Source organism: Bartonella sp. HY328 (genome assembly GCF_025449335.1).
Taxonomy (GTDB): Bacteria; Pseudomonadota; Alphaproteobacteria; order Rhizobiales; family Rhizobiaceae; genus HY038.
Map to the genome: position 1 here is coordinate 1,270,611 of NZ_CP104883.1, position 15,654 is coordinate 1,286,264.

Here is a 15,654-nt window from a genome sequence, read left to right on the forward strand (position 1 = left end):
TATATAAGAATGATATTAAGTAATATCTTAGCATGCGTTTACTGGCAGATATTATGGATGAAGATGTAAGGGCACTTTGCAATAAAGCTCTATTAAGAGAAGCACCTGCTACAGCCCATCAGATATAGTAAATCGTCAGACAGATTTTCATGTTTTCTTCTCAAAGAGGATTAAAAATAGAAAGTCCGACGGATCATATTCAGCCAACCTTTATTGATGGCGTTTTACCTTGCCGTAGTATTTTTTCAATGTATGAATTTGCAATTATTTTAAGAACACTGGATGACGTTCAAGTATTACCAACAATCCGCCTGGAATTGCCTTTACTAGTACTCACAATGATTCGTAAGAATTTGTTGCGCAAGTCCACATGGAATGAGATTGACTTTGAAAGCGCTGTTTGGAGAATACCAAAAGAGCGAGTTGGGACAACTGCAGATCGTACCATCTATCTATCGCAGCAAGCTTTCGATATTATGGTTGCGTTAAAGGTGTGTGCAGGGCGTTCAAAATATCTCATTTCTTCGCGATATGATGCACATGCTCCTCTATCTCGATCTACATTCAATCAGGCGGTATCTTCAATATCAAAACGCGCACAAAAGGAAGGCTATACCTTAGCTTCTTTAACTGTGGATGATCTTAGTGTTTCTGGAGAGGTGGTAATAAAGAACAAGGTTTTGATGAAACTGTTGCCGATATTTGCTTTAATCGGGAGGGAGGAAATTAAGAGAACAGCGCACGAAAGAATATCGGACTGAACGTCGCGAACTTATGCAACATTGGGCCGATAGCTTGGATGCGGTTTTTAAAATATAAAGATTAGTATAATTTATCATAGTTTCATTGTAGAGAAGCAAAAATATGACTGATGATGTTCATATTCTAGCGCGTCAAGAGTTATTTGATTTAGTTTGGTCTATCCCCGTACAGAAGGCTGCAGGATCTCTTGGTTTATCTGATCGCGGATTAGCAAAAATATGAGTACGTCATCGTGTGCCTAGTCCATCACGTGGATATTGGGCACGGGTTCAAGCCGGTCAAAAATTTAAACTACCAATGTTGCCTGAAATTGATAATCCACATTTGGATCGTATTTATATTATATCCATTATGCTCATCTTAAACAGGATAAAAAAGATATTCTGCGGAAGATTAAGGAGCAACAAGCTTTAACCGATAAAAATCCTTCAACATCTTTTAATATAAAGTCATTAGAAGCACAAAAGGTAGATGCTGTGATAAAAAAACAGTTATGGCTTTGCGTAAAAATGTTCCGGATGGTGATGGACTTGTTTGCGCAATAGGAGAAGGCTTTTGTAGAATTAAAGTCCATAAAGATTGTGTAGAACATGCAGTATTAATTATCCAGATGTTATCTTTAGCATCACAAAAAGAGGGGCTATTTTTAGAGCCTGATGGACAACAAAAGAAAGTTTCTATTGGAGAAGATAGCGTAACTTTTTGCTTGTGAGAAATAACGCGTCGGCAAAAACACATTCCTACCGATGAAGAAACAAAACGATATGAGCGTTATGAATTAAAAAAGAGCGAGGGCGTAAAAATGGTGATTGGTCTCTTTCTTATGAAAGGTTTTGGCCGTATTTTGATTATGTTACTACTGGGAAGTTAGTGTTTGAAATTAATAGTTACAAATATGGAATGCGCAAGAGTGGGGCGGACGGAAAAAGACAGACGGTTGTGTCATTCATTGCACAGATCATATTAAGTATCAAGGTTCTATTAGAAACTGGGAAGTAAAAACGCGAGCGCGCGAGAGAAGCTGCTTGTCGAAGGGAAGAATATGAAAGAAGGGCAAAATTTGCTAAAAGACGGCAAGTGCGTGAAGATGATAGATTAGCTTATTTGTTGGAATTCAAGCAGCTTGATGGAAAATTAAAAGAAATGCGATTATGGGTCGATATCCTAAAACAAAAGAATCAAAATGCCCATGATCGTAATCTTCCGTGCATGATAGAATGGGCTGAAAAGTACATATTTGAACAAGAGGCAAATTTATCGATTGAGAATATTAGCGAAAAAATTTCGAGTAAGGATCTGTTCCCTGAAATTGATAATCTCTATGACCCACTTGGAGATCCATAATTATAATAGATTGTACTACTATATTTGTTAAAAAAATGATTTATATGGCTAGTTTTACTAATGAATCTAAGTGAGCCTTAGCCATTCGCCCGTTTAAACTGATGCAGTACATTGGACTGTCCCTATTTTTTAACCGGACACGTGACATAAGATAGAAAGGCTTAAGCTCGTGCTTAAGGATATGCTTATGTCCGATGGAATAAATCAGGTCGAGTTTCTGGAGAACTGGTTGCCGAAAAGTGTTCAGCGCGCGGTCCTTAAGAATAGGGCTAACCCTGACCAGGTATCGGTCGGAGCGAGAGGTGGCCGTTCACAAAACCGTCGCATTGACACCAATATACAGGAGTTGTATAATATCGGACTTGCCAATGAAGAGTTTTATTGTTTGACATTTCTTCAACCGTTCTTGAGCAAGCGTGGAGTCTTTTATAGTGGGGTACTTTCATGAAGATCGAAACTATAGCGGTACGTAATTTTCGCTGCTTCGGTCCTGAGTGGATAGAGGTACGTTTGCAGGAGCAGGTAACGGCCTTCGTCGGAGGAAATGGTTCGGGCAAGACGGCGCTGTTCCAAGCACTGTCTCGGATTTTTGGTGTGACGAGGACGGACAGGACCGTCACCAAGAAAGACTTTCATATCGCTCATGACGAAGAGGCATTGCCAAATGGGCAGGCATTGGAGATCGAATGCCTACTGGGCTTCCCGGAGCTAGACAAAGAAGAGGACGAAGACGTCAATGCCGTCCCTGACTTTTTCAATCACATGGCTGCCTCGGGTCCCGATGAACCGTTGAAGGCGCGCATCCGACTTGTCGCCAGATGGATCGAAGACGGAACGTCGGACGGCACCGTTGAAGAAGACATCAGGTGGATCACAACGCTTGACAAGGAATTTGTATGGGAGAACTGTCCGAGGGTCTCAGCTGTGGATCGCGCGAGTATTCAGGTCATCTATGTTCCAGCCCTTCGCAACGCCGCTGACCGTGTCACCGAGCTTCTGAAGGGCCGTTTGTGGCGAGCGGCGCTCTGGTCGGCTGATCTTGGCGCACGTGCTACGGAAGGGGCTGAACTTATCCAGAACCAGTTCGACCAAGAGGCTCCTGCAAACTTTATCATCGAACGTCTGACGCATAGGTGGCAGCAGGTTTACGAAGGCGACACGGACACTACCCCCAATCTTCGGCTGATCGATAGCGGGATCGAAGAACTGGTGCGGCGCGCGGAGTTCGTATTCCATCCTGACGAGGCCGGTCGAAATAGAAACCTTGCCGATCTCAGCGACGGTCAGCGCTCGCTTTTCCACATCGCTCTGACTGCTGCGACGCTAGAAACTGAGCAGGCTGCGCTTGCCCTCGCTGCGGCGGAGAGCCCGTTCGATCAGGAAAAGCTAAGGCGTACTCATCTGACCCTTCTCGCGATTGAAGAGCCCGAAAACAACCTCTCACCGTTCTTCCTGTCGAGGGTCGTGACGCAAGCGCGGGAGATCGGCGAGATGGGCACGGCCCAGGCGCTCATCTCAAGCCATAGCGCCAGCATTCTTTCGCGCATCGAGGCAGATGAAGTCCGCTTCTTCCGAATTGACAGACAGACGCGCCGCACCTCCGTGAGGCTGCTGACTTTGCCGGAAAATGATGACGAAGCGAGCGCATATGTGCGACTTGCGGTCCGCTCTTATCCGGAACTTTATTTTGCGCGGTTCGTGATCCTGGCGGAGGGGGATTCGGAGCGGATCGTTGTGCCCCGGCTTGCCGAAGCCAAAGGCGTACCGCTTGATCCGTCATTTGTTCCGGTCGTTCCCTTGGGGGGGCGATATGTCTCTCATTTCTGGAGACTGCTCACCGATCTTGGCATTCCTTACGCCACGCTGCTGGATTTTGATCTTGGCCGCGCTCATGGCGGAGCCAACATGATCCGAACCACGGTCGCAGCTCTCAAGCAGGTGGGACGTGACCTGACCACAAATTCCCTCGTCGTTAACCGCACGATCGATCTCTACGATCTCGACAGTTTGGTCGATAAGGATGTTCTCAATAATTGGCAGGATAATGACTGGCTTCAGGCCCTCAGGCATGAAGCCGTCTTCTTTTCCGATCCCATCGACCTGGATTTCGCAATGTTGCAGGCGTTTCCTGCTGCCTACCAGCACCCAAATCCGAACGGTCGAGGTCCAAGGACAACGGCGGAGGCGATTGCCGAAAAAAAGAAGGTCGTCCTTAAAACTAATGGAAAACCCGATATCTATGACGACGATCGATGGGACGATAGCTTCGCCTGGTATCCATATCTCTTCCTCAGCCGTAGCAAGCCGGAAACTCATCTCGCTGCCTTAAGCAGGATTACAAATCAAAACCTTGTCTACCACGCTCCGCGGGAATTGAGTGCCCTGATCGATCATGTGAGAGATGTTTTGTTTCCTGAGCCGGGTGAAGACTAATGCCAGTTTTGCCGCAAGATTGGCGACCACAAGGGGTCGATGACCTTGAGCCGCGAGCGTGGGAGGCTTTGCGAGAAACCGCACGGAGCGTTTGCGTTACAGCTGGCGCCGGAGCGGGCAAGACAGAATTTTTGGCGCAAAAGGCGGCCTATCTTCTTCAGATTGGTCGTTGTCCCGAGCCAAAGCGTATCCTCGCGATCAGCTTTAAGCGCGAAGCTGCCCAAAATCTTGCAACTCGGGTTCGTCAGCGCTGCCCTGCAGACCAGGCTCGCAGGTTTCACTCGATGACTTTCGATGCATTCACTAAGCAGATGTTGGATCACTTCCGCTTGTCGATCCCAGATGATTATCGACCGCCGGCAGACTACAGTATCGCGTTTCCCTCAAGACAGGATTTTGACTTATTCCTGCGAACTCACGAACGCCTAGATGTCAGTGCAGACCGTTTTGAAAGGGAGATTGCTAGTACGGCGCTGCCGTACGAAGAAACAGTTGAGGATCCGCGCGCGCGCGAGCTGCTTCGTGCCTACTGGGATGATCAGTACGCCATGCCGGACGGTGCGCTGGTCTCATTTGTGATGATCAACCGCCTCGTTGAGTACATGCTGCGCTCAAATCTAAGGATCAAGCGCGCTCTACGTCTAACTTATCCCTTTGTTTTTCTTGACGAGTTCCAAGATACGACCTACGGACAATACAGTCTAGTGAATGCCGCGTTTCGAGATAGCAATTCTGTATTCACCGCTGTTGGAGACGACAAGCAAAAGATTATGGGCTGGGCGGGCGCAATGAATAACGCGTTCGACGAGTTTACCGCCGACTTCAATGCCGTTCGCCATGCGCTTCTCCGGAATTGGAGATCGCACCAGGCTCTAGTTGCCATCCAGCATGTCATCGCACAGCAGATTGATCCAGACGTTGAGGAAGTCGAAGCCCGGGGCGAGTTAGAGGTCGATGGAGAGACGGCAGCTATCTGGATGTTCGACAGCTGCGAGCAGGAAGCAGAGCAGATAGCGCGATGGATTAGAAGTGAAGTCGATGAGGGCCGCATTGCTCCGCACGATCTCGCAATCCTTGTGCGCATGCGGGCGAACAATGTTGAAGATGATCTTGCTCCAGTTCTGCGCAAATACGGCCTAACACTGCGCAATCTTGCCAGGAACGTCGGTGAAATCACCATTCAGGACTTATTAGCCGAACCTCTTACGGAAATACTTCTTCCTCTCTTGCGGCTTGGAGCAAAGGCGCGCGACCCAGAGGCTTGGAGCGCGACGCAAGAGCGTTTGCAAGCGTTGATGGGCGCCCACTCGGAAGATGAGGCCGCGCAGGAGCACTTGCAACGGGATATCGAAAAGTTCTCGAGGAATCTTCGACAGACAATGCGTGAGGAACCGCCTGATCCGGTAGTGGCTAATAGGCTGTTTGCGCAGGCATTGGATTTCGTTGGAGTTGAGGGTCTGCGTCAGGCCTACCCCGAATATCGGCGTGACGCTGATTTCCAACGCGTGCGGAATGGCTTCCAAATCCTTTTGCAAGAATGTGTCGAAAGCGCTGCGGATTGGAGTTACGTTCTTGATCGGTTCGAAGGTAAGGGACAGGTCCAACTTATGACGATTCACAAGAGCAAGGGCCTAGAATTCCACACAATGATCTTTTTCGGGCTCGACGATCAGACATGGTGGAGCCTCTCGCCGAATCGCGGTGAAGAACTCAATTCATTTTTTGTTGCTTTTACTCGTGCTATGCAGCGGGCATTCTTCTCTTATTGTTCCGAACGGGGTAATGCCATCGGCTGGCTAGAGCAGCTTCTTGTGCCCGCAGGTGTAAAACGGATCGACGGAGCCGATATCCTCACTTCCGATAAGTAAGAATGGCAGGTGCCGAGAGCCATAAATTAAATTCGCAGATGGTTTATGCCAATTGGTTGTATGATATTTTAAATGACAATATCGGGATGGGGCACAGACATCACCTATTTAATTTTTTTTACGCAATTTAAATTATGAAAACAGCTAGATAATAATTCCATGGTCTATAAATAGACAAAAAAATCTAAGAAAATTTGTTTTTGCCATTTTAAAAAAAGGGTTACAAATAAATCAATAATTGAGTGGGAATAATTGCATCCTTACGTGGGACAATTGCAATTAAATAAATGGCAGCGCTTTTTTTAATTATTTGAAAGATATTAATTTGAATTTGGTTAAACTTGTAAATGATAGTCTAAGGTTTTTATTAGAGTTTTTAATAATTACGTCTCTATGCTATTGCGGCTTTAGCCGATTTGATCACGCCATTTTTATATTGGGTATTGGCTTGATTTTGCCAATAATGATTATTGTTTTTTGGGCAACTTATATAGCGCCAAAATCGCCCAACCGCTTAGCCTTTTTACCGCGATTTATAGCCGAAACGGTAGTTTTCTTAATTGGTTTGACTCTCATTTATTTCAGCGGTTTTGAATATTATGCGGTATTGCTTGCTATTTTTGTGATCATAAATTCGTTTATTGTAAATTGTATTCAATTTTAAAATCTTTGTAAATATAATTAAAGGGAAATTTATTTTATTATAAATTATTATTTATATTTATTATTAAAATGTAAATCAATCTTAAGTTGTGGTGTTTTATGTATTTGTGTTATTTAATATTTAGTATTATTTATAATTTTGTGAAAAAATAAGATATATATAGTTTTGTTCATTGAATGTTCTTCAAATTAAGATAGTATTAACTTTTGATATTTGCTATCTTATGTCCAGTATAAGCTAGGTTTTGTTTCTTATGCTTTTATATTGTGGGGCGTTACTATGCCTATGCTTCAACCACAAGTTGAAGGAGGGATTTATGGCATTTAATCATGATTTGTCTATCTATGGAGTTTTGAGTACTTTTCAGCGCAAAGCTTATTCAAGTTCTGCCATGCTTGCGCTTGTAGCAACTGGTATAGCTTCTTTGGCTATTATGGATAGTGGGTATAATCGTGCTTTTGCTGCTGATGTGAATGAGATTTATATTGCACCAAGCAATTTATCAAACTACCTTGAAGGCACGGGTGGGTATTTATTAAAAACTCCAAATGAAGCCAATACAGTTTATATTCTTTATAATAACGATGAAAACACAAGCTATCCTATCCTCAATAGGCTAACCATAAATCACTCTGATATTACATTACAGTTGCAGGGACAAAATAATAATGGCCGCAGCGATAGTTTAAAGGTTAATCAATTTATAATCGAAAATGGTGCTTTAGCAGTTGAAGCAGGGCCTGGGCTTTCTTTTGAAGTTGGCCGATTTTTACAACAGGGCGGAAACAGTCAAATTTCTTCGCAGGTCAATGGACAAATTGGCTTGAAAGCTAATAATGTTGTTATTGATATGCTAACGGGCAGCTTTAGTGCTTTTGCTAAAGCTGGCACTGCGGTTAAAGGTGATTTAACCTTGCAAAACGGGGCGGTAACGATTGAGACCAACGCCGCGCAAAGCACGAAAAATGAGCTGCCAGTTGGCTGGCAAGGCAGCGTGCGTCAATCAGGTGGGCGTCTTAGTATTTTTAATAGAGGCGGTATTGGTCTTAGCGGGTCCGATTATATTTTGAGTGGTGGAAGCCTTAATATCACTGCCCGAAATCCGCAAAGTGCTTCTCAATCAACTGGTATTGCAGTTAGCGACCGGTTTTCGCAAAGTGCCGGTAGCAATATAATTTCCGCAGATGGGAATGATACTACAGGCGTTGTTTTACAACAGGATGCCGGTTATGTTTTATCCGGCGATGATAGCCAAATGCGGGTTACAGCCCAAAGAAATGCCATTGGCTTAAAAAGTGTTTTAACTTCAAATGACACCATCAACAATTCAGGTGATGCCTTTACGCAAAATGGCGGTGATATAGCTATTCTTGCCAAAACACGCGGTAAGGGCTTTTATCTTGAGCGCGGCGGCGTTAACCTCAATAAGGGTAGTCTTACCATTGATGCGAGTGAAGCTGGTACTGGCATTGAAATAGCCAATAGTGATGAATCAACGGCTGGCTTTACGCTTAATGATGGTAGCGTTAAAATTATCGCTAGTGGTGAAAATAGTATTGGTCTCAAAAGTAATAGGGTTGACGTAAACGGTGGTAGCCTTGACCTTCTTGCTAGTGATAATGGTAAGGCAATAGATATAGGTTCTGGTCAGTTTAATATGCAGGCTGGTAATCTTTATTTGCGACAAAATTCAACAGCTACGCAAGGTTGGGCTATTTATGGTGATGATAATAGTTCGGCTTTTTTTGGCAAAGATGCAGTTGTTGAAACTATTATTGACCTTGATGCTGCAAAGCAAAAATCTGGCTTAATGAGCTTTGGCAATGTCACCATTGAAGAAGGGTCTAAGCTTCAGCTTGGCTTTGCTAATACGGCTACAGTTTTATCTTCAAATTTTGGAATGGGGCGAAGTGCTGCTACTTCTGCAATTGAGACTCCTTTTTTAGAAAGTAGAAACACTCCAATTGCAGGACAATTTGATGCGGCGCCAGAAGATATGGCTGGCGAAACCTTGTTTTATAATTATCAGCTTGTATTGAGTGAAAGCAGTCAAGATTATCGCTTGGTGATGACACCAAAAAGCACCGGAGATAATGGTGCTGGTAATGGCAGTAGCGAGGGCGGCGGTTCAACCGGTGGTGATACCGGCAGTGGAAGCGGGAGCGGTGGTTCAACAGGTGGCAATGGCAGTAGTGGAAGCGGGAGCGGTGGTTCAACAGGTGGCAATGGCAGTAGTGGAAGCGGGAGCGGTGGTTCAACCGGTGGGAATAGCAGTGGTGGAAGCGAGAGCGGCGGTTCAACCGGTAGCAATGGCAGTAGTGGAAGCGAGAGCGGTGGTTCAACCAGTGGTAATAGCGGCGGTGGAACTGAAAGCAGTGGTTCAACCACTGGCAATACAGAGGCTGGGAATAATCCAAGCAGCAATAATAACGGTAATAGTTCGGTAAATAATAATCAACCAACAGATAATGGTTCAAATGGATCCAATGATACGGGCGGAGATTTGCTTTTACCTTCACATTTATTATCTGGCGCTAATAAAAATGCTAGTCTTTCACTAGAAAATATTTTGCGGCTTGATAGTGACAAGGCTTCGCATACAAATTTAAATCGTGCATTCGATAAATTATATAATAGCCGCAACAATGCGGAGTTGGAGCAGCGTGCGCGTGGTTTAACTGCCCACGATACGACACGGCTACCAAGCCTAACTATGGCCATGCATGACCGGATGACTTTAGGCTTACAAAGCGAACTTGATAAAGCTGCACAGCAAACAGAAGTACCAGTTTTGCAAACTCCTTTGGCCTATGTTGAACCGCAAGCATCACCATCACAAGATTCAACACCATTTTTAGAAGCGATACCGCAAACGCATGGCCGGTTGGTGAATGGAAATGATAAAAATGCCCCATCTCAATTAACCTATTGGGCAAGACCAATGGGTGCGTCAGATAGATATCGTGCCCAAGATACATCTCATTCTAAGCTTGATGTAAATTATGGTGGTATATCTGCAGGTGTCACCAGCCGTCTTGAGACTATGACTTTTGGGGTAAGTGCTGGTTATCTTCATGGTGATTTATCTGGAGCAGAGGGCTATAGGGCAAAGAGTAATAGCTTTTTATTAACTGCTGGACTTCAAACCGATAATATTACTTTGACAGACAATTTTGCGCCACGTTTTAGCCTGATCGGTGCTTATGGTCATAGCCAATATGATCAAAATCGCAGTGATACCTTAGGTGGGCGAAATCAGGCTGATATTGATGTTAATAGTGCCAGTTTGACGACGCAAATGATGCTTAGTTATGATATTGGTGCAAATGCGCGCCTGCAACCCAAAGTTGGTTTAAATTATAGTCTTGTGCATCTTGGTAATTATAAAGAGCACGGCGGCGCAATCCCGCTTAGTGTTGATGCAAAAAATGTTAATTCGTTGCGGCCTCATATCGGGGGGGATATTATGGTTCTAGCCAACGGCAATATTGAGCTCAATGCATATGGGCTTTACCGCTATGAAGTTTTGGATAATAAAGTTGGATTGCGTTCAAGTTTCATCGATGCAAGCGATATGAGCTTTATCAGTGAAGGAGAAAAAACAGGTCGTTCATCAGCTAATATTGGTGTTAATGCAAAGGTCAAAGTGAATAATATGATATCGGTTGCGGGTGGTTATGATCTAATGGCGGCACGCAAGTTTATTGGTCATCAATTTTATTTACAGGGTAATGCCAAATTTTAAATTTTTGGCTAAATGTAATGATTTTTTATTTTTATAATAAAATCAATGTTCTAAACAAGGTTTTCATTGAGCCGTATGGTTAAATAATCAACTTTGTGATATGTTTGTTTGCATTTTGTTAGGTTCATTTAAGCCAATTTGTGTTATTGCTTACCCGATTCAGGAGTATGAATATGGTAGAGCAGGGCAAAATTTTTCTTGGTGCCTATGATGGCGCTGATCAAAACCAAAAAAATGGTGAATATCTTTGGCTAAAATATGCCAATCGCCATGGTCTTGTGACGGGTGCAACAGGAACCGGTAAAACCGTTACGTTGCAAGTATTGGCTGAATCATTTTCGGCGCAAGGCGTACCGGTTTTTTGTGCCGATGTGAAAGGTGATCTATCGGGTATTGCAAAAGCTGGCATAAAATCTGAAAAAATTCTGCAGCGCGCTAACGATGTCGGTCTTGACGACTTAGTTATGCAAGCAAGCCCTGTTGTGTTTTGGGACATATTTGGTGAGTTGGGCCACCCTATCCGCGCCACAATTAGTGAAATGGGTGCGCTATTATTATCGCGCTTGCTCAATCTCACTGCTGCACAAGAAGGCGCACTTAATATTGCTTTTAAAATTGCTGATGATGAGGGGCTTGTTTTAAAAGATTTGAGTGATTTGCGGACAATGCTAAATTATCTGTCGCAGGAAAGTAAAGACGTTTCTGCGCGTTATGGCAATGTTTCCAAGGCGTCCCTAGGTGCAATTCAACGCGAATTACTAGTTCTTGAAACCCAAGGCGGCGAGATGTTTTTTGGCGAACCTGCTTTGCGTCTTGTGGATATCATGCGTAGTCAAATTGATGGACGTGGCTTTGTCAATGTATTGGCAGCTGAAAAGCTGATGAATAATCCGCGTCTTTATTCAACATTTCTGCTTTGGTTGATGTCGGAATTATTTAAAAAATTGCCAGAAATCGGCGATCCGGAAAAGCCACGCCTTGTATTTTTCTTTGATGAGGCGCATTTGCTGTTTGATAATGCACCTAAAGCGCTGGTTGATCGCATTGAGCAAGTTGTGCGGCTTATTCGTTCCAAGGGCGTTGGCATTTATTTCATCTCACAAAGTCCGGCAGATATTCCTGAAAGTGTTTTGGCTCAACTTGGCAATCGCATCCAACATGCGCTGCGCGCTTATACGCCTAATGAAATGAAAGCGGTAAAAATAGCGGCGCAATCTTTTAGACCCAATCCGCGCTTTGACACGTTTAACGTCATTTCCAATCTTGCAACCGGTGAGGCGCTTGTTTCGACCTTGGAAGAAAAAGGTGTTCCTTCTATGGTGGAGCGTGTTGTAATGCGTCCTCCTGTTTCGCAAATTGGGCCAATAAGCCTCCAAGAACGGCAAAATTTAATCGCTCAAAGTCCAGTCTATGGGCAATATGATCAGGAAATACATGATGAAACAACAAGGCGCAGATTGGATCAAATGATGCAAGCTAGCGAACAGCAACCGCAACAACAATCGCGCCAAACACAGCGGGAACCGCGCGCAAGCAATCGTCAAAGTGTCGGCGAGGCTGCTATTAAGTCGGCAACGCGATCTGCAGCTAATGCACTTGGCCGCACGATTGTGCGTGTTGCAACACAATATTTGAAGCGTTTTTTAAAATGATATGTCGTAAATGTAATTGATAAGGTTCCGTGAGATTTAAAAATAAAAGGTGGTAAGCATGAAGAAAAAATGGTTTTTAATACCACTTGGCATTGTTGTTTTTATAGGTGCTGCCTTGTGGGGTGGCGACAAATACCTCTATTCCCTTGCTTATGATCAATTTGTTGAAATTGCAGTTGAAAAAACAGGCTGTGAAGGCAGCGAATGTGATGAGCATATTGCAAATGCTATTGCAATGATACAAGAACAACGCCTTGTTTCAGAAGATCAAGTCATGCGCTGCCTAGGTGCTCATATTGTTGAGGAAAAGGATTTTGCGGTTTTAAACAGCGCTAAAAATCAATTGGTTAGTTGGATAATGAAAACCTGCGACAGCGATGAAGTAACCCTTGATGACGCTAATATTGAAATTTATGATGGCCCAGGCTCGCATGGTGAGTAAAGCTCTGTGGTTTTAATAAAACGGGCGTTTTAAGCCCGTTTTTTTTTGCTTTAAAAGTATTTGTAAAGGCAAAAACAAAAAAGCGATATAACTTAAGTCTTGATATTGTTTATTTGATTAGAACAATAATAATAATTTGTGTAAAGCCTATAAAAAGCACCACGAAACAATAGTTTTAGTAAAACTCCATTAAAAAGTCACAAATTTTTATCAATAGATTAATATAATCTGTCGATTGAACAAATTATTAGCAGCTTGTGTCTTTTAAGATCATTTATTTTCTGAATTTCTGCATCACAAATCGATCGTACCGATCGTAATTCTGATACTTGTAAAACAATGCAAATAGCGGTGGGCCAATGTTAAATTTTATCAAAGAAAAGTTATTCATTTTAGTTGCTCTGTTCTTAATGCCAAGCTTTGCCTTAAGCGAAGTGATCGTGCAAGAGGTTGATGAGCCAACGATAGTGCAAATTGGCAAGCAGCGCCTACGTGTCGATCAAGATGCATTTTGTTTAACCCCACCAGCCAACGGCTATACGCAGCAAGATTGGCAAAACCTTGGTAAATTAAAACATGTTTCGTGTTTTTGTATTCATGGCGAGGGATTAAATTCACTCGCCGGCTTTCCAGTTTTGCCGGACCTTTATCAAATAGATTTTGATAGAGCTACTTTTACAGATATTTCGCCTTTAAAAAACGCGCCGAAACTAAAAAATCTATATTTAGATAATGTAAATAGCACAGAAATTACTGGTTTTGAACAATTAACTAATTTACAATTCCTTTCCATTAACAACGCTCAATTAAAAGATTATAGCTTTTTATCTAAATTGACTAAACTTAAATATTTAACTTTATCCAATAGTAATTTTTCAGATCTTTCTCTATTAGAAAATCTTGATAGCCTTGTTAAGCTTAATATTTCTAATAGCAAGGTGACTGATTTTAGCGCATTTGAACGCTTACCCAACCTTGAAACTCTAAAATTAAACGGTTTAATATTTGATAGAGATAGTTTAAAATTTCTGGCATCGTTAAAAAAGCTTAACACCTTAGACCTATCGAATAGTAATATTTCAGATTTATCGTTTTTAGAAGATTTGAAAAATATTAATGAGCTTTTGCTCGATAATTCAGATGTTAAAAATATAGAGCCATTAAAAAACTTAAAAACGCTTAAAACTTTATCGCTTGCCGGTCTTATCCTTGATGATAATAGCTCAGCAATCATTGCTAATATTACCGAGCTTAAAGATTTAAATCTTGCCAATAGCAATATTACTGACCTAAAATTTTTAACGTCCATAGAAAATTTGTCAAAACTTAATTTAACCGATAGTAAAGCTGCCGATTACAGCCCACTTTCTAAGCTAAATTCGCTAAATTCGCTTATTTTAACTGGTGCATCAATTTCTGACCTTGAACTAATTCGCGGACTGGAAAATTTGCAAGAGATTTATCTTAATGAAACGAAAATACAGAATATTGAGCCTCTTAAAAATAATTCCTCGTTGCGAACAATTGATTTACGCGGCACGGATATTTCTGATCTTTCACCTTTTGCTCAAAAAAAATACATTTACCAACTTCTTTTATCCAACACAAAAATAAAAGATCTTTCTATGCTATCTAGCGTTCGTGAGTTAGATATACGTGGGCTTAATGAAGAAATATTTCTAAAACTTCCAAATGAAGTATCCAAATTATTACTTGGTGAAGGACCGAGCGATAATCGAGTGGATGCCAAGGATCTTTTTAATAAATGGAAACTTGCAAAAGGTACTTATTTGTTTAATGAAACCCAAATTGAAAATCTTGTTCGGAAATTGCGTGGTGAAAAACAAGTTGAATTTTTAGGTGAAGAGATCTGGCCCGATATATATGGTCTTACCATTTGCTATAAGCCAGCAACTTTGGATAAAGAAACACAAAAATTATGCGAAGATCAAACCCATAAAGATCTTGCTATTTCTGTTGAATATGCCCTTAATCGAGATGACATTGCAAAATTAGCGCAATTTAAAAATTTACAAAAACTACAATTGATAAATTTTCAAAATGTAAATGCTTCCGATCTTCCATCATTCCCGCAATTGGTTTTTCTTAACCTTACAAATGCAAAATTTGTCCAAAATAGTGTTTTTGATAAGCAGCCAAAGCTTAAACTTTTAATGCTGGATAATAGTAATTTTGATAATTTAAATATGATTAAAAACTTTGAAGGGCTTGAAGTTCTTTCTTTGCAAAACACTCCATTAAAAGACATTGCAGCGCTTGAGGATCATAGAGATCTCATTGGGCTTGATCTTGCATCAACACCAATAGAAAATTTTGATATTTTAAGTAGCTTAAGCAATTTGGAAAGTTTAAATTTAAATAATACAAAATTTCAAAAATTATCCATTCTTGATAAGGTTGAAACATTGCATAGGTTGGATCTTCAGAATATTGCTATCTTAAATTTTTCGGGTTTTAGCAATAAAATAATTTTTCTTATGGTTGGAGAAAGTACAAATAAACCTGCTTCATTACGTTTTTTTGGGGCCTTTGAAAGTTTAGAAAAACCGATTTCTGATGATTATTGGCAAGATAAAGGGATGTATAGTGGTCGTTTTTAAAAGATGATTAATTAATCATTAGATGCTTGGGCACTTCAACTCAAAATCCTTGGGTTGAAGTGTTACCATTTTCAGGTCTTGCAGCCATCTTATTCTAATAAATAGCCGTTTGCATGTGAGGTG

General features: G+C 42.0%; 10 protein-coding genes. All 10 read left to right on the forward strand.

The genetic code is table 11. The features are described 5' to 3' along the window. Nucleotides 1-149 precede the first annotated feature (149 nt). The 10 genes from N5852_RS05330 to N5852_RS05370 all read left to right on the forward strand — a co-directional run bounded on the left by N5852_RS05330 (nt 150) and on the right by N5852_RS05370 (nt 15,531). Nucleotides 150-761, forward strand: coding sequence for a tyrosine-type recombinase/integrase (locus N5852_RS05330; RefSeq protein WP_262099385.1), 612 nt, complete (start codon nt 150-152; stop codon nt 759-761). Nucleotides 762-1,255: 494 nt separating this feature from the next. Further along, nucleotides 1,256-1,474 (forward strand): hypothetical protein, encoded by a 219-nt coding sequence (locus N5852_RS05335; RefSeq protein WP_262099386.1) that lies wholly within the window; start codon nt 1,256-1,258, stop codon nt 1,472-1,474. 365 nt (nt 1,475-1,839) lie between these two features. Further along, nucleotides 1,840-2,106, forward strand: coding sequence for a hypothetical protein (locus N5852_RS05340; protein WP_262099387.1), 267 nt, complete (start codon nt 1,840-1,842; stop codon nt 2,104-2,106). A gap of 444 nt (nt 2,107-2,550) precedes the next feature. Then, nucleotides 2,551-4,539: an ATP-dependent nuclease gene (locus tag N5852_RS05345; protein WP_262099388.1), complete on the forward strand. Its 1,989-nt coding sequence runs from the start codon at nt 2,551-2,553 to the stop codon at nt 4,537-4,539. Beyond that, the gene (locus N5852_RS05350; RefSeq protein ID WP_262099389.1) at nt 4,539-6,407 is read left to right on the forward strand and encodes a UvrD-helicase domain-containing protein; all 1,869 of its coding nucleotides are present in this window, start codon (nt 4,539-4,541) and stop codon (nt 6,405-6,407) included. Before N5852_RS05345 ends, N5852_RS05350 begins: the two co-directional genes overlap by 1 nt. A 331-nt stretch (nt 6,408-6,738) precedes the next feature. Then, on the forward strand, nt 6,739-7,071 hold the full coding sequence (locus tag N5852_RS14720) for a YrdB family protein (RefSeq protein ID WP_410004250.1): 333 nt from the start codon (nt 6,739-6,741) through the stop codon (nt 7,069-7,071). A gap of 316 nt (nt 7,072-7,387) precedes the next feature. Then, nucleotides 7,388-10,816: an autotransporter family protein gene (locus N5852_RS05355; protein WP_262099390.1), complete on the forward strand. Its 3,429-nt coding sequence runs from the start codon at nt 7,388-7,390 to the stop codon at nt 10,814-10,816. 173 nt (nt 10,817-10,989) lie between these two features. Further along, nucleotides 10,990-12,468 carry a helicase HerA-like domain-containing protein gene (locus N5852_RS05360; RefSeq protein ID WP_262099391.1) on the forward strand — a complete coding sequence of 493 codons (1,479 nt, stop codon included), beginning with the start codon at nt 10,990-10,992 and terminating at the stop codon, nt 12,466-12,468. A 58-nt stretch (nt 12,469-12,526) separates the two neighbouring features. Further along, nucleotides 12,527-12,910 carry a hypothetical protein gene (locus tag N5852_RS05365; RefSeq protein WP_262099392.1) on the forward strand — a complete coding sequence of 128 codons (384 nt, stop codon included), beginning with the start codon at nt 12,527-12,529 and terminating at the stop codon, nt 12,908-12,910. Between the two features lie 359 nt (nt 12,911-13,269). Next, nucleotides 13,270-15,531 (forward strand): leucine-rich repeat domain-containing protein, encoded by a 2,262-nt coding sequence (locus N5852_RS05370; RefSeq protein ID WP_262099393.1) that lies wholly within the window; start codon nt 13,270-13,272, stop codon nt 15,529-15,531. The last annotated feature ends 123 nt before the right edge of the window (nt 15,532-15,654 follow it).

What these genes read in the sequence shown, in the direction of transcription:
- N5852_RS05330 (WP_262099385.1), top strand. Translation starts at nt 150, where the DNA reads ATGTTTTCTTCTCAAAGAGGATTAAAAATAGAAAGTCCGACGGATCAT.
- N5852_RS05335 (WP_262099386.1), top strand. Translation starts at nt 1,256, where the DNA reads ATGGCTTTGCGTAAAAATGTTCCGGATGGTGATGGACTTGTTTGCGCA.
- N5852_RS05345 (WP_262099388.1), top strand. Translation starts at nt 2,551, where the DNA reads ATGAAGATCGAAACTATAGCGGTACGTAATTTTCGCTGCTTCGGTCCT.
- N5852_RS05350 (WP_262099389.1), top strand. Translation starts at nt 4,539, where the DNA reads ATGCCAGTTTTGCCGCAAGATTGGCGACCACAAGGGGTCGATGACCTT.
- N5852_RS05355 (WP_262099390.1), top strand. Translation starts at nt 7,388, where the DNA reads ATGGCATTTAATCATGATTTGTCTATCTATGGAGTTTTGAGTACTTTT.
- N5852_RS05360 (WP_262099391.1), top strand. Translation starts at nt 10,990, where the DNA reads ATGGTAGAGCAGGGCAAAATTTTTCTTGGTGCCTATGATGGCGCTGAT.
- N5852_RS05365 (WP_262099392.1), top strand. Translation starts at nt 12,527, where the DNA reads ATGAAGAAAAAATGGTTTTTAATACCACTTGGCATTGTTGTTTTTATA.
- N5852_RS05370 (WP_262099393.1), top strand. Translation starts at nt 13,270, where the DNA reads ATGTTAAATTTTATCAAAGAAAAGTTATTCATTTTAGTTGCTCTGTTC.